Here is a 25,866-nt window from a genome sequence, read left to right as displayed (position 1 = left end):
CGGTTACACAGGGAGCAAGTGGGCGAGGGGTTCGCAGGTATTGCAGCCATTGCACAAAAAACTGTGGGAGCGAGCCTGCTCCGCGCGGCGTTCCGACGATGGGCGTAAACGATGACGCGTACTGTCTGGATAAACCCGTCGCGCTCAGGTTTTTCGCGAGCAAGCTCGCTCCTACAAAAAACAGCTGATTCCCATATTTTCTGGAGTGCTCTGATGAAAGTCCTCGTAGCCGTCAAGCGCGTGGTCGATTTTAACGTCAAGGTTCGCGTCAAGGCGGACCAATCCGGCATCGACCTGGCCAACGTCAAAATGGCCCTCAACCCCTTCTGCGAAATTGCCGTGGAAGAAGCCGTGCGCCTGAAAGAGCAGGGCATTGCCACTGAAGTCGTGGTGGTAAGCGTCGGTCCGAGCACCGCTCAGGAGCAACTGCGCACCGCGCTGGCACTGGGTGCCGACCGCGCCATCCTGATCGAGTGCAATGAAGAGCTGAGCTCGTTGCCGGTGGCCAAGCTGCTCAAGGCCGTGGTCGATCAGGAGCAACCGCAACTGGTGATCCTCGGCAAGCAAGCCATCGACAGCGACAACAACCAGACCGGCCAGATGCTCGCTGCGCTGACCGGGTTCGCGCAGGGCACCTTCGCCTCGAAAGTCGAGATTGCCGGTGACAAGGTGATCGTTGCGCGCGAAGTCGACAGCGGCATGCAGACCGTATCCCTGCAACTGCCGGCCATCGTGACCACTGACCTGCGTTTGAACGAACCGCGTTATGCATCCTTGCCGAACATCATGAAAGCCAAGAAAAAGCCTCTTGAAGTGCTGACTCCGGCCGCGCTGGGCATTGCTACGGGCTCCACCAACAAGATCCTCAACGTCCAAGCCCCGGCTACGCGCAGCGCGGGGATCATGGTCAAGTCGGTGGCAGAACTGGTCGACAAACTGAAAAACCAAGCGAAGGTGATCTGATGGCTATTTTGGTAATCGTTGAGCACGACAACCGCTCGCTGGCCACGGCCACGCTGAATACCGTTGCGGCTGCGACGAAAATCGGTGGTGAGATCCACCTGCTGGTCGCAGGTCTTGACGCTGGCGCCGTGGCTGAAGCCGCCACAAAAATCCCAGATGTGGCCAAGGTGCTGCTGGCCGACAACGTCGCCTACGCTCACCAACTGCCGGAAAACGTGGCCCCGTTGGTTACCAACCTAGTAATCGCGCAGCAGACCATCTACAGCCACGTTCTGGCGTCGGCCACGTCCAATGGCAAAAACGTTCTGCCACGCGTTGCCGCTGCGCTGGACGTCGACCAGATCTCCGAGATCATCGCGGTTCAAAGCCCGGATACGTTCAAGCGGCCGATTTATGCCGGGAATGCCATTGCCACCGTTCAGTCGAACGCTGCGGTCAAGGTGATCACCGTGCGCGCCACCGGTTTCGACCCGGTGGCGGCTGTTGGTGGGGTGGCTGTCATTGAAGCCTTGGCCGCTGTTCACGATGGCGGTATTTCCAGTTTCGTCAGCGAAGCACTGGCCAAGTCCGATCGCCCTGAGCTGACCGCTGCGAAAATAGTGGTATCTGGCGGGCGTGGCATGCAGAACGGCGACAACTTCCAATACCTATATTCGCTGGCCGACAAGCTCGGCGCGGGTGTCGGTGCTTCGCGCGCTGCTGTCGATGCCGGTTTTGTACCCAACGACATGCAGGTTGGCCAGACCGGCAAGATCGTCGCACCACAGTTGTACATCGCCGTCGGTATCTCCGGTGCGATCCAGCACCTGGCCGGCATGAAGGACTCGAAAATCATCGTCGCCATCAACAAGGACGAAGAGGCCCCGATCTTCCAGGTGGCGGACTACGGCCTGGTGGCTGACCTGTTCGAGGCAGTCCCGGAACTCGAACGGGCCCTCTAACAAACACCACATCCCCTTGTAGGAGCGAGCTTGCTCGCGATGGACGTCAACGATGACGCGTTTGTTCTGGTTTAACGCGTTGTCCTTGAGTCCATCGCGAGCAAGCTCGCTCCTACAGTGGATGGGGATCACCCATAAGAAAGGAGAGCCGCATGAGTCATGCTGCTGAGCACTACCTGCCGGCGTCCGTCGAACAAACCCGCGCGGTTTATCGCAAGGTCATCCTGCGCTTGTTGCCTTACCTGGTGCTGGCCTATGCCATCAACACCATCGACCGGCTGAACGTGTCTTTCGCCAAGTTGCGCATGGCCGAAGACATCGGGCTGACGGATGCTGCCTATGGCATTGGTGCCGGCATTTTTTACCTGGGTTACATCCTGTTCGAAGTCCCCAGCAATATCTATCTGCAACGCATAGGCGCTCGTGCCACGCTGACTCGCATCATGGTGCTGTGGGGCCTGGTCACGGTGGCCACCGCGTTTGTTACCACGGCGAATCAGTTGATTGTCGCGCGGTTCCTGCTCGGCGTGGCCGAGGCCGGTTTTTTCCCTGGCGTCATCCTGTACCTGACGTACTGGTTCCCAGCCGCCCTGCGTGCACGCATCACCGCTGTGTTCCTGATGTCAGCCATGGTCGCCGGCATCATCAGCGGGCCACTCGCCGGGACCATCATGAGTCACTTCCATGGCTGGCTGGGGCTGCGCGACTGGCAGGTGCTGTTTGTACTGGAAGGCATCCCGGCCATACTGCTGGGGCTGTTCGGCTGGTTCTGGCTGGTGGACAAACCGGACGATGCGCGCTGGCTCACCGCGCAGGAAAAAAGCCTGCTGGCAGCCGGCCTGGCACAGGGGCGCCCGGCGGACACAGCCCATGCAACCCTGGCCCAAGTGCTGCGTAATCCCCGGGTGTACGTGGCCGGCCTGGTGTTTTTTTGCATCTACAGCGGTTCCAATACGGTGTCTTACTGGATGCCGACATTGATTCGCGGATTTGGCGTGCATGATCTTAAAACCATCGGCCTGCTGGCCAGCGTGCCGTATATGTGCGCCTTGATCGGCATGTACTTGCTGGCCCGCAGTTCAGACAAACGCCTGGAAAGGCGCTGGCATGTGAGCCTGACCCTTTTGCTCAGCGCCACCTGCTTCTTGCTGCTGGGGCCGGTTCAGGACCATCTGCTGTTATCCGTGGTGTTCATGAGCATCGGGGCCGCCGCCGCAATGTCCGCGCTCTCGCTGTTCTGGAGCATTCCGCCAGCCTTGCTGTCCCCCTCGGCAGCGGCGGTGGGCATCGCGGTGATCAGTTGCATCGGTGGTATGGCCGGGGTCATCAGCCAGGTCGTAGTGGGTGCGATCAAATCGGCAACCGGAGACTTGTACCTGGCATTCGATGTGATCGCCGGTGTGTTGGTGCTGGGCGCAGTGGTGTTGCTGGTAGCCATTCCGGCCAGTCACTTGAAGGAACGCGCGAAGCCGTAGTCATGCTGGCCAGCTCATCGCGGGTAGATCGCGCGATGAGCGCTGCTTTCAGGTAATCCAACCCCGCGAGCGGGCAATGGCCAGGGTTTCGGTGCGTCCGTTGGTCTCCAGTTTCGCGTAGATCTTTTGCAGGTGGGATTTGACCGTGAACTCGGAGAGGAACACTTTCTCGGCGATTTCGCGGTTACGATGCCCGGCAGCCAGCAGTTGCAGGATCTGATACTCGCGCACGGTCAGCACTTCGTGGGCACCGTTGTCAGTACGGGCATCTTCCATGTTGCCGTCGCTGACCCCCAAATGTTGCATCAGCGTGTCGACGAATCCGCACTCGATCCCCAGCTCTTTACAGCGTGCCTTGCCGGTCGTGGCCCAGCGTTGCAGGAGGCCGGCCATCCGCTCGCCTTCTTCAATGAACGTGGCCAGGAAGCCGTCCTGGCTGGCCAGGCGCAGTGCTTCGTTGAGTGCCTGAAAGGCCTCTTGCGGCTGCTGAATGCTGTCCAATGCCAATGCCAGAAGTATTTGCAGCTTCAGTTCACGGCGGTGATGTTGCCAGTGCCGCGCCTGCTCGATTGCCGTGCGCAAGGCCTTGGCTGCCGCCGCGCCTTCACCCTGGAAAATCCGCAAGCGTTGTCGCGCGATGCTGGGGGTATCTACGTCGTTGGCGAGCCGGATGAAATCGGGGCGGTCCCAATCGCCGGCCAGGTCCGCCGAATGCAGGGCTTGCGTGGCGCTGTCCAGGCGCTGATCGAGCAATGCCACGCGGGCTCGCTCCAGCCATGCCGAGCACTCGACACGCCGCGAGCCAACCTGGCGGCCAATCTGTTCGAGTTCCACCAGGCATCGGGTCCAGGTGGTGCGGTCGCCCTGGCTGTAAGCGATGCGCGCAGTCAGTACGTGAGTGACGATCTGGTTCTCGGGGGAACTGACTTGCTTGGCAAAAAACAGGCAGCGTGAGAGATGACTTTGCGCCTGTTCAAAGTTGCCGTTTTCGTACAACAGCAAGCCATGCAGGATATCCATCGACAGCTTGGCTTCGTGCGGTTTGCGTTGGCCGTTGGTTTGCGGGCGCTCCGGCGTGCTTTGCATACGCACGAGGGCACTGCTCAAGCGGCCCTGGATCAAGTCCAGGGTGCTCTCGTTGACGCGGAAGATGTGGCGCAGAAAACTCGAATGAACCCGTGAGTCGCGTTGCAACGCGCTGGACAACAGGTTACGCGCCTCATCGTAGCGACCGCTGGCAACCATGTTCATCGCGACCGAGTTGGCCAGCACTATGTACAAATTCACTTCGTCGGCAGGCATGCGCGCGAGCAATTCGACGCCCCTGCGGCAACAGTCTTCGGCCTGATCTGTCACCCCAAGGCGCAGGCATTGAACGACCTGGGGAACATAGGCAAAGTCGGGTCCCGACTGTTGCTCCAGACGTTCGGCCACCTGCATCGCGTCCTTGAGGCGGGTCGTGCTCGCCAGCAGCCACGCGTAGGCTTGATTGAGCGACGGATAGCGGTCGCGAGTGGCCTCTGGGATTCGGTCCAGCCAACGCAGCAGCAAGCGCGTGCGGCCACTGTCGATCAGGGTATCGAGGTGGCGATTGAGTCCTTCGGCGGCTTCATCGAGAAGCCCGGCGCTGAACAGGTGCTCGACTCCGGGGATCGGTTGCCCAGCGTCGAAAAACCATTGTGCGGCGGTTTCATGGAGCGTTTGCGCCATGCCGGGGTAAAGGCGATCCAGGGCGTGGCGCAAGAAGCTGGCAAACAGGTGGTGATAACGAAACCACTGTTGCTGGCTGTCGACCGGCACCAGGAACAGGTTGGTGCGGTCGAGGTGATCAATCATCGCGCGGCTGTCCTTGCGCCCAGTCACCGTTTCGCAAAGCGGCACGCAAAACTGCTCGAGGATGCTGGTTTGCATCAGAAACACCCGGCAGTCCTCGGTTTGTCGCGCCAGGATGTCTTCGGTGAGGTATTCGGCCAGTTCCAGATTGGAACCGGAAAAAGAAGCAATAAAGGCGCTGTGATCGTCCCGGTCCTTGAGCGACAGGCTGGCCAGGTAGAGCCCGGCGATCCAGCCCTCGGTGCGTCGGTACAGCGTGGCCAGTTCGTCGTCATGCAGCGGGATTTGCCGCTTGCCGCGAATGAATTCCATGGCTTCTTCAGGGGTGAAACGCAGGTCGCCCGGGCGGATTTCCAGCAATTGCCCGCGAGCCCGAATACGCCCCAGACCGATACCCGGAGTGGAACGCGAGGCCATCACCACAACGCTGCCCGAAGGCAGTTGTTCTACTAGCTGCTGGAGAAAATCGAGCACCTCGGGATTCTGGATGACTTCGACTTCATCGAGCAGGATCGCAAATGGCGAAACGCTGCTGACCAGTTGTTCAAGCATTTCCTCGGCGCTGGGTGGATCGTTGCGCAGCGTCTGCTCGCCAGCCATGGGCAGTAGGCCGCCGATGCCCTTGTCCAACAGGTTGATGAACCGTTGCAGGTCGTTATCGGCGGGTTCCAGGTTGATCCACAGCACTTGCTTGCCGCGGGTCAGGCAATGCTCGCGGTATTGCTGCATGAGCGTGGTTTTACCGAAGCCGGCGGCGGCGCGAATCAGGACCAGGCGGGCCGCATCGGCGTTGGCCATTTGCTCTAGCAGGCGCGAACGCGACAAGTGGCTGTCGGCCGACTTCGGACTGGCGAACTTGATGGAGCCACTTCTTGAGGCTGACGGCTCACCCGAGGTGGCAGAGAGACCAGGGCCGGCAGATCCGACCGTTGAGTAGTCCCAGTGAACTGGCATTGAAAGTACCTCCCTACGGACCACTCGCCTTACGCTAGCGCATGGCAACGTGACCTTTTTATTCTTGTAAATCCGGCCATAGTGCCACGTTTGGCCTTTGCCCGAGACTATGGTCTAACGCAACCCTCAAGGCGCACCGTTGAGCCGCAGTGTCATGCAATGAGCTCGGCCGATTATGGTGCGCGCACCGTGTCTTGCAAACCCGCCCCCCCTGTGAGGGTGGCTCTCGATCCACCCGGTCCCATGCAACGATTGCCTCGACAAATTGGAGCGGGCTATCCCGTTTCCCTATGCAATCGGGCGATGGCCAAAGGTTCCGGATGGACGTTGAGCGCACTCTCTACCGTGAAGACCATGAAATGTTTCGCAGCGCCGTGCGACGCTTTCTCGAGCGCGAACACCTGCCTCAGCTCAATGGTCGGGAACATGCCGCAGATGTGGAACGGCGGGTTTGGTTGAAGGCCGGCCGTGAAGGGTTGTTGTGTGTAACGCTGCCGGCGCAATTCGGTGGCGGAGGTGACTTTGGCCACGCTGCGGTGCTGCGTGAAGAATTTGCCCGGGTCGGGGTCTGCGACCGGGCGTTATCGTTGCACTCGGACATCATCGCACCGTGCATCGCCCAGTTGGCTACCGATGAGCAGAAGCGTCGCTGGCTACCGGGCATCTGCAGCGGCGGGGTGGTCCTGGCCCTGGCGGTCGACGAACCTGGCGGCGGGCTCAAAAGAATCCAAACCCAGGCCGTGCGCGACGGCGACGGTTACCTGATCAACGGCAGTAAAAGCGCGGTCGGCAATGGCATGACCGGCAACCTGGTCCTGCTCGCTTGCCGCACCGAAGACACTGACGGCGAGACGGGCATCAGCCTGATCATCGTCGAAACCGACCGCCCTGGCGTGCAACGCAGCCGCAGCCCGCAAAGTAGTCTGCAACCGAGTGCCGCTCAATTGTGCTTCGACAATGTACGTGTGCCGGTGAGCAATCTGCTGGGTGAAGCGGGCAGGGGCCTGGACTATCTGAACCGGGCAGGCGACGAGGAGCGCCTGTTGGCAGCGATTTCTGCCGCGAGTCGCCTCGAACACCTGCTGGACCTGACCTTGATTCATCTGCGGCAACCCGATGTAAGCGGCCATTGTTCGTGGGAGCTGGCGCACACCCGCAACAAAATCGCCGACATCAAGGCTCGCGCCGTCGCGTTGCGCGTACTGGTCGATCACTACCTGGACCGGCGCATGCGCCACCCGTTGAGCGCCGAACACGCGGCAATCGCCAATCTGTACGCCAGTAAAGCCCTGCGCAAATGCGCTGACGAACTCTCGCGATTGCGCGCCGCCCAAGGCCGTTTACGCACTCATTCCATTGCCCACGCCACGCTTGATCACGGGGTAACCGGCAAGGCCATGCACGAAATCATCGCGCAAGCGCTGTGACACTCCTCAAACCAGTAAGGACCTAGCCATGAGTCAGAACGCATTAGTAGCCGGGGTCGGCATGATCCCTTTCACCAAGCCAGGCGCGAGCCCAAGCTACATCGACATGGGCGCCCAAGCGGTGCGCCAGGCGCTGGCCGACGCCGGCCTGAGCTATGACAAGGTGCAGATGGCATTCGCCGGTTACGTCTACGGCGACACCACCTGCGGCCAGGCCGTGCTGTATCGGGTCGGGCGCACCGGGATTCCGGTGTTCAACGTCAACAACGCCTGCGCCACCGGCTCCAGCGCTTTGTTTCTGGCGCGTGCTGCAGTGGAAAGCGGGCAGGTCGAATGCGCCCTGGCCGTCGGTTTTGAACAGATGCGCCCAGGCCCGACCCGTTCCAATTTCGATGACCGACCATTGCCCCGTGGCGATTACTTGCCGATTCAGGATGAGCTGTGTGGCGACGCCGGCGACATCCCGCGCAACCTGATCACCTTCGGCGGTGCCGGACGCGAGCACATGCGCAAGTACGGCACGCAAATGAGCACTTTCGCCGCGATCCGCGCCAAGGCCAGCCGTCACGCGGCCAACAACCCGCTGGCCTTGTTCAAGAAAATCGTCAGCACTGAAGAGGTGATGAACGACCAGTTGATGTGGGACGGGGTGATGACCCGCATGATGGCGTGCCCGCCGACTTGCGGCGCAGCAGCGGCGATCATTTGCTCGCCGGCGTTTGCCAAAAAACATGGCCTGCGCACTGACGTGGCGATCCTCGCCCAGTCACTGGTGACAGATCCCGTGGAGTCGTTCGAACCGAAAACCATGATCGGTTTCGTCGGCGCGCACATGGCCGAACGCGCCGCCGGTGCGGTGTACGAGAAAGCTGGCGTCGGCCCGCAGGACATTCGTGTGGTGGAGCTGCACGACTGCTTCGCCCACAACGAATTGTTGACCTATGAAGCCCTTGGCCTGTGCCCGGTCGGTGAAGCGGAAAAATTCGTCCTCGATGGCGACAACACCTACGGCGGCCGGGTCGTGACCAACCCGTCCGGCGGCCTGTTGTGCAAAGGCCATCCGCTGGGTGCCACGGGATTGGCGCAGTGCTACGAGCTGACCCACCAACTGCGCGGCACGGCCGGTGCGCGTCAGGTCGACGGCCTGCAACACGCGTTGCAGCACAACCTCGGGCTCGGTGGGGCCTGCGTCGTCACGCTTTATGGCAAAAACTGAGTGATCTGCAGCGCCGCGCCTGGCGCGGCGTTCTCTTGAGCGTATCGAGTAGTTCAAAGAAGGATTTCATCGATGACCACCACGCCCCCTGATTCGCCTACCCGGACTTTGCTGCATACCCGTGAAATCACCTGTAAGGGCTACCAACGCAGCGATGGCCTGTTCGACATCGAAGGGCGCTTGCAGGACTTGACCAACGAACCCACCGACCTGCCGTTTCACCGGGTTCCCAGCGGTGGCGTGATCCATGACATGCGCCTGGTGATGACCCTTGATGCCGATCTAGTGATCCAGCACATCGCAGCGATAACGGCCACCGGTGCCAGCCAGTTTTGTGGCGAAGCCGCAGCGGCGTATTCGCGGCTGACCGGGTTGAAAATCGCCGCGGGTTTCAAACAGAAAATGAAAGCCATCGTCGGTGGCGTGAACGGTTGCACGCACATGACCGAACTACTCGAACGCATGGCTTCCACCGCCATGCAGACGATGTTTTCAACCTACCGGGCCGATGCAGCCCGCCGCAGGGCCACAAGCACCGAACAGGTCGTCGCCGTGCGCTCGTGGGTCATTGGCACTTGCCATGCCTATCGCGAAGATGGCGATGCCGTTCGGCTGCTGTGGCCGCAGGGCTTGCCCGAGGCCTGATCTGCGATCCTGGATAACTGCGGCGCGCCTGACTTTATTGCTAGCAGGTTCGCTACACAGTGAATCTGGCTGCCCGTAAATTTTGCGTACGGCCAGCACCCCTGTGAACTGGGCTTGCTCTGGATGGCGGTGTGTCAGGGACCATAAATGTTGGCTGTGCCGCCCCCATCGCGAGCAAGCTCGCTCCCACAGGGGAAACTCGTACACCAGGAAAAGCCAGGCCGACTGTCAGGCCGCCTCGCCCGCTTTTACCACTCAGGCCGACTGTCAGGTCGCCGTGCTCTTGCTTTTGATCTTGATCCACACGCCCATCGGCAGGCTGAGCGAAGGTATCCATCTGGGGGGAGGCGCGTAGCGCCGTGCGGCGAAGCCGCACACATCGAGAGGAGGTGCAGCGCAGCAAACCGGAGGCGATGCCCCCGGATGGATACCGTAGCGAAGGTACCCCGAGCCTAAGCGAGGGGCCGTACGCCTGGGGAAAGAGCCCTTGGTTACTTGGGGCTTTTCCAAGTGACCCGCCGTAAGGGCGGAACCATTACCCGCCACAACCCCACCAACGGATAAGCCCCCAAACCCAAGATCAAAAGATCGCAGCCAACGCGCTGAAGCCCTACAATGCACTGCGAAATATCATGCAGTCGTGACACCGTCTGTCCCGCATCGTTTGTCGCCTGGCTCGCCATTCCGGAAGCGTTCTCCAATGTCGTTACCTCCTACCCAAGACACCGATCTTCGTTCCTCGATCGACGCCGATCAGTCGATTGCCGACACCAAGCTCGTCCCGCCACGCGGGGCTCGTCGGCTGATGCCTCGCGAGGGGTTGATGGCGCGACTGCAGGACGTTCGGCGACAGCGCTGCGTGGTGATCCAGGGGCCGGCCGGCAGTGGCAAAACCAGCACCTTGCTGGCCTGGCGCCGGGAACTGCTGGCGATGAATTTCGAGGTCGCCTGGCTGTCACTGGCGGCCGAGGACGACGAAATCGGGCGCTTCTGCCATTGCCTGCAAGCCAGCCTGGCTGAAGTGGTGCCCGAGCAGGTTCGCGACGCAGGTGTGCTGCTCGGTCGCGACAATCAGCAAATGGCCGTGGAACACTGGGTCATCACCCTGGTTCAAGGCATCGCCCAGCACTCGCGTGAAGTGCTGCTGATGCTCGATGACATGCAGCACTTGCAGGCGCCGCGAATTATCCAGGCGTTGCAATGGTTGATCGACTACGCCCCCCCCAACCTGCACCTGGTGTTCGGCACGCGGATCGCCTTGCCGTTTCCGCTGGCACGCTTGCGGGCAAAAGACCAGGTCAGTGAATTCGATCTGCGCGACCTGCGCTTCACACGCGCCGAATCAGAACGCTTCCTCCAGGAGCACCTGGGCGCTATCGACGCCCGTGACGCCGCGACGCTGCATGAACTGACCGATGGCTGGGTCGCTGGTCTACAGCTGTTTGCGGTTGATCTCAAAGCCAAACAGATGACGCGCTTTGACCGGGTACAGATTCGCGATGCGGTCGGGTTTGCCGACTATTTCGAACGTGAAGTGCTGGTGCGCCTTGAGCCTGAAGATTTGCGCCTGCTCACCTGCGTCTCGATCTGTGAACGTTTCTGCGCCTCGTTGTGCGCAACCTTGCTCGGCCAGCCGCACGCCATCGCCGGCATGATGATCCAGCTGGCACGTCTCGATGCCGACAATCTGTTCATCACCCAGGTCAAGAGCCACGACCGCGAAACCTGGTATCGCCTGCACCCGCTGCTGGGCAGCGTATTGCGTGCGCGACTGGCGGCGCGACCGCAGCAGGAACAGGTCCTGCATGCCGTCGCACGAGGCTGGTTCACCGAGCATGAACACCTTGATGAAGCGGTACGTCACGCGGTGCGCGCGGGTGACTCCGAGGCCGCAGCGGATATCGTTGAAGCCTGCGCCTATGACCTGCTCGCCAAAGGCAACCTCAGCCAGATCTCCGGATTGCTCAAGGGCTTGCCGCCGGAGCAGACCGCCGAACGTTTCGGGCTGCAGATCGTCATGGCTCACCTGCAACTGTACTCGCGCAACTTCCAGGCACTGGACCAGACCCTGGAGCATCTGCAAGACCATCACGCAAAACTCGACCACAGGCAGCGTCACGCACTGACCGTGCTCAAGGGCAGTCAAGCGATCCATCAGGACGACACGAGCGCGATGCTGGCGATCTTGCCCGAACTGTTGGCAATCCCTGCCAATGCCGACGATTTTGCCTGGTCCGGACGCAGTAACACCCTGGCCTGGCTGTACATGTACCAGGGCGAGTTCGAGAAGGCCCGCGAGATTCTCGAGGGTGGCGAGCGCCTTGGGTCGCCGCGCCGCAGCCTGCTGGGGCGATGCATGAGCGGCATGAGCCTGGCCCTCGAAGGCCGCGCGACCCAGGCCGAGCATCTTTACCGTGAAGTGCTGGAAGAAGCTGAGAAGCACGGGGTGGCTTACCTCGTGGTCAGCACCATGGCCGCAGGTTTGCTCGGCACCGCATTGTATGAACAAGGCGATTTCGATGCTGCCTGCCTGTTACTTGAGCGGCGGATGAAGCTGCTGGAACAGGTGGCGATCCCGGACACGGTGTTGCAGTGCATGCAGACGCTGGCCATGGCGCACTGGCTGGCCGGGCGACAGACCGAAGCACTGAGCTGGCTCGATCGCCTGGAACAATACGCCAGCCGTTATGACCTGGACCGCTTGCTGGTCTGTGCGTTGCTGGTGCGCATGCGTTGGTTGCAATTGACGGCGGATGAGCCCGGCGCTGAAAGTGCACTGCAGCGGATCCTGCAAACGGCGCAGCATCAGAGTGAGCTGCAATCAGGCACACCACTGGAAGTGCGGATCATCGCCCGTCGGGCCGAGATTGAGCGGCACCTGCACCGCGCAGACTTCTCGTCGGCGGCTGAGCGCTTGCCGGACCTTATCGATGTCTCACAGAGCAACCGCCGTTGGCGTCGGGTCGTGGCCATGCGCGTGCAGATGGCCGTGATCCAACAGGGCAGGGGACGGCCAACCGAGGCCCGCGAGCAGCTTATCGAGGCGTTGCGCCAGGGACATCGACTTGGACTGGTTCGCAGCTTGCTGGATGCATGGCCAGGAGTGCCATCGATGCTTGAAGCGTTGATGGCCGAAAAGGTCCTGGATCCGGTGCTGACGTTTTACGCACAACGCCTGCTCGACATTGCCTGCGCCAGCGACGGCAACGAGCAGCAGGCCCCTGCAGCAGGCACCGCAAACGTACTCAGCGTTCGCGAACTGGATGTGCTCAGCCTGGTAGCCCAGGCACTGCCGAATAAAAAGATCGCCCGGGTACTGAACCTGTCACCGGAAACGGTGAAATGGCACATGAAGAACATCTTCTACAAGCTGGGCGTCACCGGGCGTGACGAGGCCATCGCCAAAGTCCGCGACCTGGAACTGAAACTCCCTGGCAACCCGCAGCCTTGATCAGTCCTGGCGGCGCTTGCCGTGCAGGCTTGGGGTGTTGGCGATAAACGTCGCCTTGCCCCGGGCGACCAGACGCTCGCCATCGAGCAGGTCCAGGCTAGCGTGAGACAGCGAGCGTCCGACCCGATGCACCTGAACGTGGGCCTCGACCCAGGCACCGAGATTGGCCGGGCTCAGGTAGTCCATGCTCAGGTTGATGGTCGCTGGCGGCAGTTCGCTGGCTGAGGCCAGTCTCAGCGCCCGGCCGAAAGCCGTGTCAGCCAGCGTCGCGAGAAAACCACCGTGGGCAATGCCCAGCGGGTTGAGGTGCTCGGGGCGGATGCGTGCGGCCAGCACCGAGCGTTCTTCGTGGACATACAGGCCGGTGCAATGTACGACGAAACCGACGCGGCCCATTGGCAGGAAGCCGGCGGGTGGCCGGTCCTCGTGGGTGGCCGCTGCAAAGGGTTCGGGGATTGAGTTCATGGACATGTGCTCGTTTTCACAGGCGCAAAAAAAACCTGTGGGAGCGAGCTTGCTCGCGATAGCGGTGTGTCAGTCAACAGTAATGTCGAATGCGATTCCGTCATCGCGGGCAAGCCCGCTCCCACAGGGATTGGGGATAGTTACAGGGTGCGGGCAATCAGCTCTTTCATGACTTCGTTGGAGCCGCCATAGATGCGCATGGGTCGGGTGTTGACGTACAGGCGGGCGATCGGATACTCCATCATGTAGCCGTACCCGCCGTGCAGCTGCAGGCATTCATCGATGATCTGGCAGGCTTGAGTCGAGGACCACCACTTGGCCATGGCGGCAGTGGTTGGGTCGAGTTCGTGCTTGACCATTTTGTCCAGGCAATCGAAGACAAATGTGCGCGCAATGGTCACGGTGGTTTGCATTTCCGCCAGTTTGAAACGAGTGTTCTGCATGTCCAGCAATGGCTTGCCGAACAGCTTGCGGTCATTGGTGTACTTGATGGTCTCCTCGACCGCGCGCTCCATGGACCCCAGGGCGTTCATGGTGATGAACATGCGCTCTTCGGGCAATTGCTGCATCAGCTGGACGAAGCCCTTGCCTTCCTCCGGGCCAAGCAAATTGGCCACCGGCACGCGCACGTCATCAAAGAACAACTCCGAGGTGTCCTGGCCTTTCTGGCCGATCTTGTCGAGGATCCGACCACGCCGGAAGCCCGGAAGATCGTTGACCTCCAGCACGATGATCGACATGCCCTTGGCACCCAGGCTCGGATCGGTCTTGCACACCAGCAGTACCAGGTCGGCTTGGGATCCGTTGGTGATGAAGGTCTTGGAACCGTTGATCACGTATTGATCACCGTCACGGATGGCCTTGGTCTTGACGCTCTGCAAGTCGGTGCCTGCGCCCGGTTCGGTCATGGCGATGGCGGCAACCATTTCGCCTGTGGCCATCTTAGGCAGCCAACGCAGTTTCTGCTCTTCAGAGGCATAACGCAGGATGTAGTGAGCACAGATCGCGCTGTGCACATTGGTGCCCAGGCTGGTCGCGATCGCGCGGGCCAGCTCATAGCCAATGATTGCGTTATGGGCGTGGCTGCCGCCGCTGCCGCCGTACTCTTCAGGAATGGCGGGGCACAGCAAGCCCATTGCGCCAGCCTTCAGCCACGTCTCTCGGTCGACATGCTTCTGCTGCGCCCAGCGATCCTCGTGGGGTACCAATTCTTCGGCGGCAAAACGGCGAACCGATTCCTGGAAGATCGCCAGGTCTTCAGTTAGCCACGCGGGTCTGTATTCGCTCATTTCAATCCTCGGTAGGTCAGGGGACAGGGACTCTTGCAATGCTGGGCGTGGTGAAGATTTTCAGCGAGAGCCGAAGGGATGATGCTGCGGAGTAGGTGCGGGATCGTTCGAAAGGATGCCGTGGGGGAGTACACCTGTTTGCCTTTGCTTTTCTGTGGGGGCGAGCTTGCTCGCTCCCACAAGGATTTGTGGCTGACCCCGCCTGACTACCTCGGCATTACTCCCTCCAATCGTTCCTTGGAACGCCTCCCACTACCTCCGCAACTTCATCCCTTCGACGGTCGAAGCGTGCCGATGGGCAAACCTAGGATGAATCCCACAAGAACCCGCCGGCCGGCAGGTACGACAACCGAACGTGTATGCCTAAGGAAATTCATCCATGAGTGAAAAAGTCGTCGTCGCCGGGGTCGGGATGATTCCCTTCTCCAAGCCGGGCAAAAGCCCCAGTTACACCGACATGGGCGCCGAAGCTGTACGCCTCGCGCTGAAGGACGCCGGCATCGGCTACGACAAGGTGCAAATGGCGTTCACCGGCTATGTCTACGGCGACTCCACTTGCGGGCAGACCGCCCTCTACGAAGTCGGCCGCACGGGCATCCCGATCGTCAACGTCAACAACAACTGCTCCACTGGTTCCACCGCCTTGTACCTGGCCCGCGCCGCAGTGCAGAGCGGCCAGGCCGAGTGTGTGCTGGCGCTGGGTTTCGAGCAGATGCAGGCCGGCGCCCTCAAGTCGCATTGGGATGACCGTCCGCAGACCCGCGCCAGTGTGGTTCACGTGATGGAAGGCCTGACCCGCGACGTCGACCTGCCGCGCGCGCTGAAAACCTTCGGCGGTGCTGGTCGCGAACACATGCAGAAGTACGGCACCCGCATGGAAACCTTCGCCGCCATCCGCGCCAAGGCCAGCCGCCACGCTGCGAACAACCCACTGGCACTGTTCAAGAACGTCCTGACCACCGAGGACGTGATGAACGACCAGGTGCTGTGGCCGGGTGTGATGACTCGCCTGATGGCTTGCCCGCCGACTTGCGGTGCGGCGGCTGCAATTATCTGTTCGCCAGCCTTCGCCAAGAAGCATGGCCTGCGCAGTGACGTGGTGATTCTTGCCCAATCGATGGTCACCGACCCGGTCGAGTCGTTCGATCCGCCGTCGATGATTGCCTACGCCGGTTTCCACATGACCCAGCGCGCCGCGCAATTGGTCTACGAGCAGGCGGGCGTCGGTCCGCAGGACGTTCGCGCGGTAGAACTGCACGACTGCTTCGCCCACAACGAATTGCTCACCTACGAAGGCCTGGGCTTGTGCGGTGTCGGCGGTGGCGAGCAGTTCGTACTCGATGGTGACAACACCTACGGCGGTCAGGTGGTGACCAATCCGTCCGGCGGCCTGCTTTCCAAGGGCCACCCATTGGGCGCCACCGGTCTGGCCCAGTGCTACGAGCTGACCCAGCAACTGCGCGGCACCGCCGACAAGCGCCAGGTCGAAGGCCTGAACATCGCCCTGCAACACAACCTCGGCCTGGGCGGCGCCTGCGTAGTCACGATGTACGGGCGCAACTGAGTCTTTCCAAGCGCGTGCCTGGACCGGCACGCATAACAACAAGAGGAGTGAGGCAAATGGCAGACAAGAGTCTGATCGGGCACAAGCTCGATAAATTCAGCGTCGATGTGGAGAAGGGCCGTTTGCGCTTCTTCGCCAAGGCAATCGGCGAGACCGACCCGGTCTACACCAACGAAGCGGCTGCTGTTGCCGCTGGCCACAAAACCCTGCCGGTGCCACCGACGTTTCTCAAGTGCCTGGAAGGTGAAGGTCGTGACTTGACCACGTTCCTGAAACTGGTCGATTTCGACCTCGGCCGGATCCTGCACGCCGAACAATCCTTCGTCTATCACGCCATGGCCTACGCCGGTGACGTGCTGACGTTCGATGCCGCCATCACCGATGTCTACGAGAAAAAGGGCGGGGCCCTGCAATTCGTGGTCATGGAATCGCGTGTGACCAACCAGGACGACGTGCATATCGCCGATGTCCGCTCGTCCCTCGTACAGCGCTGAGGAAATCTCGATGACGCTCTCCAACACCACCCACGCGCAGTTCTCCGATATCCAGGTCGGCGATGAGATCCCGTTGTTGAAGCTGCAACCGGTCAACCGCACCACCCTGGCGCTGTACTGCGGTGCTTCGGGCGACCACAACCCGATCCACATCGACATCGATTTCGCCCGCAAGTCACGCATGCCCGACGTGTTTGCCCACGGCATGTTGTCCGCCGCCTACCTCGGTCGCCTGTTGACCCAATGGGTGCCGCAGCAACAAGTGCGCAGCCTGTCGATCCGTTTTACCGGCATCACCCAACTGGGGCATATCCCGACCTGTACCGGAACCATCACCGAAAAGTTCGAAGAACACGGTGAGAAACGCGTGCGCCTGGCGATTCGTTGCGCCAACCAGTACGGCGAAGAAAAGCTGGCTGGCGAAGCCGTCGTGGCCCTGGCCTAACCCCAAAACTTTTATTTCACAGGAAAAACAACAATGAAAAAGCTTGAAGGCAAAGTAGCTCTGGTGACCGGTTCCGGTCGTGGCATCGGTCGTGAAGTCGCCCTGCAGCTGGCAGCCTACGGCGCCAAGATCGTGGTCAACGACCTGGACGCCGAGCCGGCTGAGGCCGTGGTTAGCGAGATCCGTGCCGCCGGCGGTGAAGCCGTGGCTTGCGTCGGTAGCGTGACCGCCGCTGATTTTGCCGATCGTTTCGTGCAGACCGCCGTCAAGAACTATGGCGCGATCGACATCATCATCAACAACGCCGGTTTCACCTGGGACAACGTGATCCAGAAGATGAGCGACGAGCAATGGTACGCGGTCATCGACTGCCACCTGACCGCGCCATTCCGCATCCTGCGTGCCGCGCAGCCCGTGATCAGTGCCCTGGCCAAGAAAGAGGCCGCAGAAGGCCGCGAAGTACTGCGCAAAGTGGTGAACATTTCCTCCGGCGCCGCTGGCGGCAACGTCGGCCAGTCCAACTATTCCTCGGGCAAGTCGGGGATCCTGGGCCTGACCAAGACCCTGTCCAAGGAATGGGGCCGTCTGAAGGTCAACGTCAACGCCGTGGCTTTCGGCCTGATCGACACTCGCTTGACCCAGGCCCTGGCCGGTGATGACAGCAAGACCGTGAACATCGAAGGTCGCGAAATCAAGGTCGGCGTGCAACAGGCACGCCTTGATGGCGTCGCTGCCACCATCCCGTTGGGCCGTGTGGGCAAGCCAGAAGAAGCCGCGGGTGCGGTGGTGATGTTCTGCCTGCCGGAATCCAACTTCTGTTCCGGCCAGGTCATCTATTGCGGCGGCGGTCCAGGTTCCAACTTCTAAGGTCGTTGCGGTTTCTGCCCTGAAACGCAGGGCCAATGCGTTGTTGCGCCTGTTGACCCTCGTCGGTCGACAGGCCCCAGAACCCGAGGAATCTTTAATGTTGGAAAACTATCGCTCACCCTGGATGACCGAAGACCTGCAACCGTTCAATGACATGGTCCTGCGCTTCGCCAAGGAATACATGGAGCCCAATGAGCTGAAATGGCGTGAGCAGCACCATGCCGATCGCTCTGCCTGGCTCAAGGCTGGCGAGCTGGGCTTGATCCTGCCTGATGTATCAGAAGAGTACGGCGGCGCCGGTGGCAGCATCGGCCACTACGTGTGCGTGATCAACGCCATGAACGCCAATGGCAGCGGCCTGGGACTGGGCCTGAGCCATATCGTCGCGCACTACATCCTTGAGTCCGGCACCGAAGCGCAGAAGAAGCATTGGCTGCCGAAGATCGGTTCCGGCGAAATCATCTGTGCCATCGCCATGACCGAACCCGGTGCCGGTTCCGACCTGCAATCGGTGCGTACCCGTGCGGTGAAGCAGGGCGACAAGTACGTGATCAACGGCGCCAAGACCTTCATCAGTAACGGCCAGACCAGTGACATGGTGCTGGTGATCGCCAAGACCGACATCAGCCAGGGCGCCAAAGGCGTTTCGCTGTTCATGGTCGATACCAATACCCCGGGTTTCCGTCGCGGCAAACTGCTGAGCAAAGTCGGCATGCACGCCCAGGACACCTCGGAAATGTTCTTCGACGACGTCCAAGTGCCGGCTGACTGCCTGCTCGGTGAAGTGGAGGGGCAGGGGTTCTACACCCTGATGAGCCAGCTGCCGTACGAGCGGGCGCAAATCGGTGTCGGCGCCGTAGCGGTGATGGAGCGCGCGCTGCGCCTGACCGTGGAGTACACCAAGGAGCGCAAGGCGTTCGGCAAACCGGTGATCGAATTCCAGAACAGCCGCTTCGTGTTGGCCGATGTGAAAGCAACCGTGCTCGCGTCACGGACCTTTGTCGACCTGATCATCCAACGCTGGATCGACGGCACCCTCGATACCACGCTGGCCTCGATGGGCAAGTTCTGGCTGACGGAACGCCAGGGCGAGGTGCTCGACCGCTGTCTGCAGCTGTTCGGCGGCTACGGCTACATGAACGAATACCCGATTGGCCGCATGTGGGCCGATGCCCGGGTGGCGCGCATTTACGGCGGTTCCAACGAGATTCAGCGCGAAGTCGTTGCGCGGTCGCTGTAACCGGCGAGCCAGCGTACCAGGCGTCGACATTTCCAAATCGATTGAATAATAAAAAAGCAATTTGGAGTTTTCATGTACATCACTCAAGGGCTGCACCGTCATCTGCAGCAACGTCCCAATGCCGTGGCGATCCGCTCCCAGGGCCGCAGCATAACCTACGCCGAGTTTGGTGACCGCGTGGTGCGCCTGGCCAGTGCGCTCAAAGGCCTGGGGGTCGCCAGCGGCGATCGCGTGGCGATGCTGTCGTTCAACTCGCAACGGTTCATCGAGTATTACCAGGCTGTGCCGTGGGCTGATGCCGTGGTCAACCCGGTGAACTTTCGCTGGAGTGCAGCGGAGATCATCTACTCGCTGGACGACTCGGAAACCAGCGTGCTGATCGTCGACGATCACCACAAAACCCTGGGCGCCCAGGTGCAGGCACAAGCGAAAACCGTGCGCGTGGTGATCTACGCCGGTGACGGCGAGACCCCGGCAGGAATGCTCAACTATGAAACGCTGATCGAGATCAGCGAGCCGGTGGAAGATGCCCGCCGCAGCGGTGACGCCTTGCTCGGTATTTTCTACACCGGCGGCACCACGGGCGATCCCAAGGGTGTGATGCTCAGCCATAACAACGTCGCATTCTCGGCGTTGAACTCCCTGACGATGGGACGCTGCCAAAAAGGCGCAGTTTTCCTGCACGCGATGCCGATGTTCCACCTCGCCGATTTTGCGGCGATGTCAGCACTGTTCATCTCTGGAGGCACCCACGCGGTGCTGCAGACGTTCTCTGCGCAGGGGGTTCTGCAAGCCATCGAGCGCGAGAAAGCCGATGAAATCCTGCTGGCACCGACGATGATTCAAATGCTGCTGGACTGGCACCAGGAGCACGGCCAGGCACTTGATGTCAGTTCCTTGAAACGCATCGTCTATGGGGCGTCGACGATCACCCCGGCCTTGCTTGACCGCGCCTGCAAAGTGTTCACCGGTGCTGAATTCTCCCAGGGCTACGGCATGACCGAATTGTCACCGGCCGCCGCGATCCTCGACACCGAGTACCACAGCGCCGAGCACCAGGCCAGCGGCAAGATGTATTCGGCGGGCCTGCCAGTGCTCTGTGTAGAAATCCGCATCGTCGATACCAACGACAACGAAGTGCCGCGCGGTACGGTCGGCGAAATCATCGTGCGTGGCCCGAACGTGATGCTCGGTTACTGGAAGAAACCCGAAGCCACCGCCGAAGCGTTGCGTGGCGGCTGGATGCACACCGGTGACGGCGGCTACATGGACGAGGACGGTTTCATCTACGTCTGCGACCGTCTCAAGGACATGGTGGTCAGCGGCGGCGAGAACGTTTACTGCGGTGAAGTTGAAGCAGCCATCGGCAGTCATCCTGCTGTGGCGCAAAGCGCGGTAATCGGAATTCCGAGCACCAAGTGGGGCGAGACGGTGCATGCGGTGATCATTCTCAAGCCCGGTGTCCACGCCAGCCAGGAACAGATCATCGCCCACTGCCGCGAGCGGATCGCTGGCTACAAGGTGCCGCGCAGCGTCGAGTTCCGCGAGACGTTGCCGCTGACCAGTGTTGGCAAGGTGCTCAAGACCGAGCTACGCAAGCCGTTCTGGGATAACCGGCAGCGCGGCATCGCCTGATCGACTCTCGCTACCTACAACACCTCAATAAAAGCCGCCCGCTAGTAGGTGGCTAGATCTCCCTACGCCAATGCACCGGAGAAAACGCATGAGCATTTCGAAAATGCGTGGAGTTTGCTATCCACACCTGCTGGCTGTCGCCGTCGCTGCAACCATTGCCCCAGAGGCCTTTGCCAAGGATTTCAGTATCGGTGAGATCGAGGGCAGCTTCGACTCGTCACTGTCCGTTGGCGCCAGTTGGGCCGTTCGCGGACCTGACCCCGATTTCATTTCCAACTTTAATTCGCAAGGCACCAGGGGCAACGCGTCAGCGCGCACCAACGATGACAATCGCTTGAACTTCAAGAAGGGCGAGACCTTCTCGAAGATCTTCAAGGGTGTGCATGACCTGGAACTGAAATATGGCGACAGCGGCGCCTTCGTGCGTGGCAAGTACTGGTATGACTTTGAGCTGATGGACGAGAGCCGTCCGTTCTATGACATCGACGATCATGGCCGCCAGCGTGCCGCCAAGTCGTCGGGGGCGATGTTTCTCGACAGCTTTGTCTATCACAACTACACCCTCGACGATTTGCAGGGCAACGTGCGCCTGGGCAAGCAGGTGGTGAGTTGGGGCGAAAGTACCTTCATCGGCAACTCGATCAACAGCATCAACCCGATCGACGTCGCTGCTTTGCGCCGCCCGGGGGCCGAGGTCAAGGAAGGCTTGATCCCGGTGAACATGCTCTATGTATCCCAGGGACTGACTGAGAACGTTACCGCCGAAGCCTTCTACCAGATCGAATGGGCGCCCTCGGTGATCGACAACTGCGGCACCTTTTTCGGCAATGATGTGACGCCTGAAGGCTGTAATGACCGCGCCGTGCTGGCTGGCCTCGATCTGCCGCCCGGTGTGGCCAACAACACCGGCGCACCTGGACTGTTCGACGATGCCTACATTGCGCGCACCAAGACCCAGGATGCCCGCGACAGCGGCCAGTTCGGCCTGGCCCTGCGCTGGTTTGCCGCCGAACTGAACGACACCGAGTTCGGTGCCTATGTCATGAACTACCACAGCCGCAATCCCAGCCTGAGTTTCACCCGCGCCACCAGCAGTGCCAACGCGGTAGCGGCGATTCGCAGCGCTAGCTACAACGTGGTCTATCCCGAGGATGTGCGCCTGTATGGCCTGAGCTTCGCGACCAACGTAATGGGAACTTCGCTGGGGGGCGAGGTGAGTTTCCGACCCAACATGCCGCTGAACCTCAACGGCGCCGACATCAACCTGGCGGCCGTGGGCAACGCGTCTTCGCCGCTGTTCATCAGTGGCCAGTCCTCCAATGTCGCCGGGGCCAGCGTCGACGGCTACAAGCGCATGCCCGTGTTGCAAGCGCAGATGAGCGCTACGCAATTCTTCGACCAGATCCTGGGTTCCTCGCGCCTGACGCTGGTAGGCGAGGTGGGCTACAACCACATCAATGGCCTGGGCGCCAGTGATGGTACTGAAGAGCGTTTTGGCCGTAGCACCGTGTTCGGCGCCGGGCAACTGGTCAACCAGGCTGTCTGCGTCGGGCAGAACACGCCGGTGCCAGGTCAGCCCGGCGCCACCCGCCCAAGCAACCCGCAGCAGGAATGCAACAGCCATGGGTTCTACACCAGCGACTCGTGGGGCTATCGCCTGCGCGGCAAGCTGGACTACCCCAACGTGATTGCCGGTATCAACCTCTCGCCCAACCTGGCCTGGTCCCATGACGTCGACGGCGTAGGGCCCAACTTCGAGGAGGGCAACAAGGCCATCAGCCTCGGGCTCGATGCCGACTACTTGAACACCTACACCGCAAGCCTCAGTTACACCGATTACTTCGGCGGAAAGTGGAATACCAACACTGATCGCGACTATGTCGCCCTCAGCTTCGGCGTGAACTTCTGACACTGATCAGACGGAGATAATAAAAATGCAATCCAGCACTCTGATGAAAGCCTGCACCTTGACCCTCAGCCTGATCGCTTCCAGCGTCATGGCGGCCGTTTCCCCACAGGAAGCCGCACAATTGGGCACCACACTGACTCCCCTTGGCGGCGAGAAAGCCGGCAATGCCAGCGGCACCATTCCCGCCTGGACCGGTGGCCTGAAGCCCGACGCCGCGCCGATGACCAATGACTTTCTCGGCAACCCCTTCGAAGGGGAAAAACCGCAGTTCGTGATCACCGCCGCCAACGCCGCGCAGTACAAGGACAAGCTGACGGCCGGGCAACAGGCGATGTTCCAGCGCTATCCCGACACCTACAAGATTCCGGTGTACAAAACCCAGCGCACCGCCTCGGCGCCGCAAGAGGTGTACGACGCGGCGAAGAAAAGCGCGGTGACCACCGAGTCGACCAACGATGGCTACTCGTTGAAGAACTTCGAGCAGTCCCACTATTACGCCTTCCCGATTCCCAAGACTGGCCTTGAGGTGGTGTGGAACCACTTGACCCGTTCTCGCGGCAACAACTACATCAGTCGTCAGATGCAGGCCACGCCACAGGTCAACGGTGACTACACCCCGGTGCAAATTGAGTTTGCCACGGGGCTGCCGTGGAAAATGAGCGACGCCAAGCCCGAGGACAGTGCCAACATCCTGTTCTACACCAAGCAAACCGTAACCGCGCCGTCGCGTCTGGCCGGTGGCGTGCTGCTGATCCATGAAACCCTCGACCAGATCAAGGAACCGCGCATGGCCTGGGCCTACAACGCCGGCCAACGTCGCGTGCGGCGTGCGCCGCAAGTGGCCTATGACGGTCCGGGGACTGCGGCGGATGGCATGCGCGTGGCCGATAACGCCGACATGTACAACGGTGCGCCGGATCGCTACGACTGGAAGCTGATTGGCAAGAAAGAAATCTACGTGCCCTACAACAACTACCTGCTGCAATCGCCAAAGTTGAAGTATGCGGACATCGTCAAGCCCGGCCACATCAACCAGGACCTGACCCGCTATGAGCTGCATCGCGTTTGGGAAGTGGAGGGCACCCTCAAGCCAGGCCAGCGCCACATTTACGCCAAGCGTCGCATGTACTTCGACGAAGACACTTGGGCGGCAGTGGAAATCGACCAGTACGACGGTCGTGGTGCGCTGTGGCGTGTGAGCGAAGGGTATCTGGTCAACGATTACAAGCAGGGCGTCGCGGTGTACGCCGCGATGGGCGTCTATGACTTGCTGGCCGGTCGGTACCTGGTGTCGAACCTGGGCAACGAGAACAAGCGCGGTCCCGACTACGCCTACCAGCCGTCCATGAACGACTTCACCCCGGCAGCACTGCGCAACGCCGGCATCCGCTAAGCCATTCAGGCCCATCGCTGTTCGTCCTCGCAAGAGGGCGAACGACTGCCCCCTGAGTCACTTTCACTGAATCTGGAGAAGAGTAATGTCGCAAAAACCTTATGTTGTCGGCGTTGGCATGATCCCGTTTGTCAAACCCGGTACCAGCGGTACTTACATTGAAATGGGCTCGCAGGCGATTCGCCTTGCCCTGCAGGATGCCGGTGTGGATTACCGATTGGTCCAGCAAGCCTATGCGGGTTACGTTTACGGCGATTCCACCAGTGGCCAGGCCGCCCTCTATGAAGTAGGTATGAGTGGCATCCCGGTAATCAACGTCAACAACAACTGCGCCACCGGCTCCAGCGCCTTGTTCCTCGCACGGCAGGCAGTGGAAAGCGGTGCAGTCGAATGTGCCCTGGCATTTGGCTTCGAGCAGATGCAACCCGGCGCCCTGAAAGGCAATTGGGACGATCGCCCACGAGCGACCACTCACATGACCCAGTCGGTCATCGATGAGCTGACCGCTGACGTGGAAATCCCCAGTGCCCTGCGGATGTTCGGCGGCGCCGGGCGCGAGCACATGCAAAAGTACGGCACGCAAATGAGCACCTTTGCGGCAATTCGCGCCAAGGCCAGTCGCCATGCCGCCAACAACCCGCTGGCGCTGTTCCGCAAAGTGGTGACCACTGAAGACGTGATGAACGACATGGTGATGTGGCCGGGTGTGATGACCCGCCTGATGGCCTGCCCACCGACTTGCGGTGCGGCGGCGGCAATCATCTGCAGCGAAGCCTTTGCCAAGAAACACAACCTGCGCACTGACGTGGTGATCCTTGCCCAGTCGATGACCACCGACAAGCCGGTGTGCTTTGAATCGCGATCGATGATCGAGGTAGTGGGTTTCGACATGGCGCAACGAGCGGCCAAGGAAGTGTACGAGAAGTCCGGCGTGGATCCGCTGGATATCCGTGTTGCCGAGATGCATGACTGCTTCGCCCACAACGAGCTGCTGACCTACGAATCCCTGGGCCTGTGCGATGTCGGCGGCGCCGAGAAGTTTGTGCTCGCTGGCGCCAACACTTACGGCGGCCAGGTGGTTACCAACCCGTCTGGAGGGCTGCTGTCCAAGGGGCATCCGCTGGGTGCGACTGGCCTGGCGCAATGCTATGAATTGACCCAGCAGTTGCGCGGTCATGCGGACAAACGCCAGGTCGAAGGTGTGAATGTCGCTTTGGCGCACAACCTTGGGTTGGGTGGTGCTTGTGTTGTGACGCTGTACGGTCGCGCTTGATTTGTCCGCCGGGGCATTCTTGAAGGAGTGCGCCGGCGACTGAGCGTTGTCCTTTTTGCCGGGCATTAGGCCTAGTGCCCGGTTTTTTATTGGCCATTTTGCAGCGGGTACTGCCATTGGTGGGAGCTAGCCTGCTAGCGATGAGGCCGGTCAATTCAACATCGATAGTGCCTGACATACCGCTATCGCTGGCAAGCCAGCTCCCACAGGTTGAGTGGGTGTACCCAAAATCTGCGAACACCCAGAACCACTGTGAGAGCGGGCTTGCCCGCGATGGGGCCGGCAAAGCCAACTTCGATAGTGCCTGACATACCGCTATCGCTGGCAAGCCAGCTCCCACAGGTTGAGTGGGTGTACCCAACATCCGCGAACACCCAGAACCACTGT

19 protein-coding genes are annotated in these 25,866 nt (G+C 60.8%); 16 read left to right on the top strand and 3 right to left on the bottom strand.

Going from position 1 to position 25,866, the window contains the following annotated elements; all coding sequences use genetic code 11:
- The first annotated feature begins 213 nt into the window (after positions 1-213).
- The 3 genes from PspS04_RS14110 (at position 214) to PspS04_RS14100 (ending at position 3,379) form a co-directional block, all read left to right on the top strand.
- On the top strand, positions 214-963 hold the full coding sequence (locus PspS04_RS14110; RefSeq protein ID WP_095170058.1) for an electron transfer flavoprotein subunit beta/FixA family protein: 750 nt from the start codon (positions 214-216) through the stop codon (positions 961-963).
- Entirely contained in the window at positions 963-1,904 is a 942-nt protein-coding gene (locus PspS04_RS14105) for an electron transfer flavoprotein subunit alpha/FixB family protein (RefSeq protein ID WP_159996012.1), read from the top strand. The genes PspS04_RS14110 and PspS04_RS14105 overlap by 1 nt, the downstream gene beginning before the upstream one ends.
- A gap of 152 nt (positions 1,905-2,056) precedes the next feature.
- Entirely contained in the window at positions 2,057-3,379 is a 1,323-nt protein-coding gene (locus PspS04_RS14100; RefSeq protein ID WP_095170060.1) for an MFS transporter, read from the top strand.
- 48 nt (positions 3,380-3,427) lie between these two features.
- Here PspS04_RS14100 and PspS04_RS14095 read toward each other — a convergent pair whose 3' ends face one another.
- Entirely contained in the window at positions 3,428-6,166 is a 2,739-nt protein-coding gene (locus tag PspS04_RS14095; protein WP_159996010.1) for a LuxR C-terminal-related transcriptional regulator, read from the bottom strand.
- 320 nt (positions 6,167-6,486) lie between these two features.
- Here PspS04_RS14095 and PspS04_RS14090 point away from each other — a divergent pair, with 320 nt between their 5' ends.
- The 4 genes from PspS04_RS14090 (at position 6,487) to PspS04_RS14075 (ending at position 12,905) form a co-directional block, all read left to right on the top strand.
- Positions 6,487-7,593, top strand: coding sequence for an acyl-CoA dehydrogenase family protein (locus PspS04_RS14090; protein WP_159996008.1), 1,107 nt, complete (start codon positions 6,487-6,489; stop codon positions 7,591-7,593).
- 28 nt (positions 7,594-7,621) lie between these two features.
- Entirely contained in the window at positions 7,622-8,809 is a 1,188-nt protein-coding gene (locus PspS04_RS14085; protein WP_095170063.1) for a lipid-transfer protein, read from the top strand.
- 72 nt (positions 8,810-8,881) lie between these two features.
- Positions 8,882-9,454, top strand: a complete 573-nt coding sequence (locus PspS04_RS14080; RefSeq protein ID WP_159996006.1) for a DUF2889 domain-containing protein — start codon at positions 8,882-8,884, stop codon at positions 9,452-9,454.
- Positions 9,455-10,154: 700 nt separating this feature from the next.
- The gene (locus tag PspS04_RS14075; RefSeq protein ID WP_159996004.1) at positions 10,155-12,905 is read left to right on the top strand and encodes a LuxR C-terminal-related transcriptional regulator; all 2,751 of its coding nucleotides are present in this window, start codon (positions 10,155-10,157) and stop codon (positions 12,903-12,905) included.
- On the opposite strand, the gene PspS04_RS14070 is transcribed toward PspS04_RS14075, so the two are convergent.
- Both PspS04_RS14070 and PspS04_RS14065 read right to left on the bottom strand, forming a co-directional pair.
- Positions 12,906-13,370 carry a PaaI family thioesterase gene (locus PspS04_RS14070; protein WP_159987321.1) on the bottom strand — a complete coding sequence of 155 codons (465 nt, stop codon included), beginning with the start codon at positions 13,368-13,370 and terminating at the stop codon, positions 12,906-12,908.
- Between the two features lie 140 nt (positions 13,371-13,510).
- Positions 13,511-14,659 carry an acyl-CoA dehydrogenase family protein gene (locus PspS04_RS14065; RefSeq protein WP_159996002.1) on the bottom strand — a complete coding sequence of 383 codons (1,149 nt, stop codon included), beginning with the start codon at positions 14,657-14,659 and terminating at the stop codon, positions 13,511-13,513.
- Between the two features lie 379 nt (positions 14,660-15,038).
- Here PspS04_RS14065 and PspS04_RS14060 point away from each other — a divergent pair, with 379 nt between their 5' ends.
- The 9 genes from PspS04_RS14060 to PspS04_RS14020 all read left to right on the top strand — a co-directional run bounded on the left by PspS04_RS14060 (position 15,039) and on the right by PspS04_RS14020 (position 25,479).
- The gene (locus PspS04_RS14060; protein ID WP_095170069.1) at positions 15,039-16,223 is read left to right on the top strand and encodes a lipid-transfer protein; all 1,185 of its coding nucleotides are present in this window, start codon (positions 15,039-15,041) and stop codon (positions 16,221-16,223) included.
- A gap of 56 nt (positions 16,224-16,279) precedes the next feature.
- Positions 16,280-16,717 carry a MaoC family dehydratase N-terminal domain-containing protein gene (locus tag PspS04_RS14055; protein WP_159996000.1) on the top strand — a complete coding sequence of 146 codons (438 nt, stop codon included), beginning with the start codon at positions 16,280-16,282 and terminating at the stop codon, positions 16,715-16,717.
- 10 nt (positions 16,718-16,727) lie between these two features.
- On the top strand, positions 16,728-17,162 hold the full coding sequence (locus tag PspS04_RS14050) for a MaoC family dehydratase (RefSeq protein WP_095170071.1): 435 nt from the start codon (positions 16,728-16,730) through the stop codon (positions 17,160-17,162).
- Between the two features lie 33 nt (positions 17,163-17,195).
- The gene (locus PspS04_RS14045) at positions 17,196-18,029 is read left to right on the top strand and encodes an SDR family NAD(P)-dependent oxidoreductase (RefSeq protein WP_095170072.1); all 834 of its coding nucleotides are present in this window, start codon (positions 17,196-17,198) and stop codon (positions 18,027-18,029) included.
- Positions 18,030-18,126: 97 nt separating this feature from the next.
- Positions 18,127-19,269: an acyl-CoA dehydrogenase family protein gene (locus PspS04_RS14040; protein WP_159995998.1), complete on the top strand. Its 1,143-nt coding sequence runs from the start codon at positions 18,127-18,129 to the stop codon at positions 19,267-19,269.
- A gap of 72 nt (positions 19,270-19,341) precedes the next feature.
- Positions 19,342-20,904 (top strand): long-chain-fatty-acid--CoA ligase, encoded by a 1,563-nt coding sequence (locus PspS04_RS14035; protein WP_159995996.1) that lies wholly within the window; start codon positions 19,342-19,344, stop codon positions 20,902-20,904.
- Positions 20,905-20,992: 88 nt separating this feature from the next.
- The gene (locus PspS04_RS14030) at positions 20,993-22,813 is read left to right on the top strand and encodes a DUF1302 domain-containing protein (protein WP_159995994.1); all 1,821 of its coding nucleotides are present in this window, start codon (positions 20,993-20,995) and stop codon (positions 22,811-22,813) included.
- 25 nt (positions 22,814-22,838) lie between these two features.
- Positions 22,839-24,206, top strand: a complete 1,368-nt coding sequence (locus PspS04_RS14025) for a DUF1329 domain-containing protein (RefSeq protein WP_159995992.1) — start codon at positions 22,839-22,841, stop codon at positions 24,204-24,206.
- Positions 24,207-24,291: 85 nt separating this feature from the next.
- Positions 24,292-25,479 carry a lipid-transfer protein gene (locus PspS04_RS14020; RefSeq protein WP_159995990.1) on the top strand — a complete coding sequence of 396 codons (1,188 nt, stop codon included), beginning with the start codon at positions 24,292-24,294 and terminating at the stop codon, positions 25,477-25,479.
- Positions 25,480-25,866 lie beyond the last annotated feature (387 nt).

It is taken from the genome of Pseudomonas sp. S04 (genome assembly GCF_009834545.1).
In the GTDB taxonomy this organism is placed as follows: domain Bacteria; phylum Pseudomonadota; class Gammaproteobacteria; order Pseudomonadales; family Pseudomonadaceae; genus Aquipseudomonas.
The sequence above is the reverse complement of the archived record's forward strand: the minus strand, read 5'-3'. Positions and strand labels throughout refer to the sequence as shown.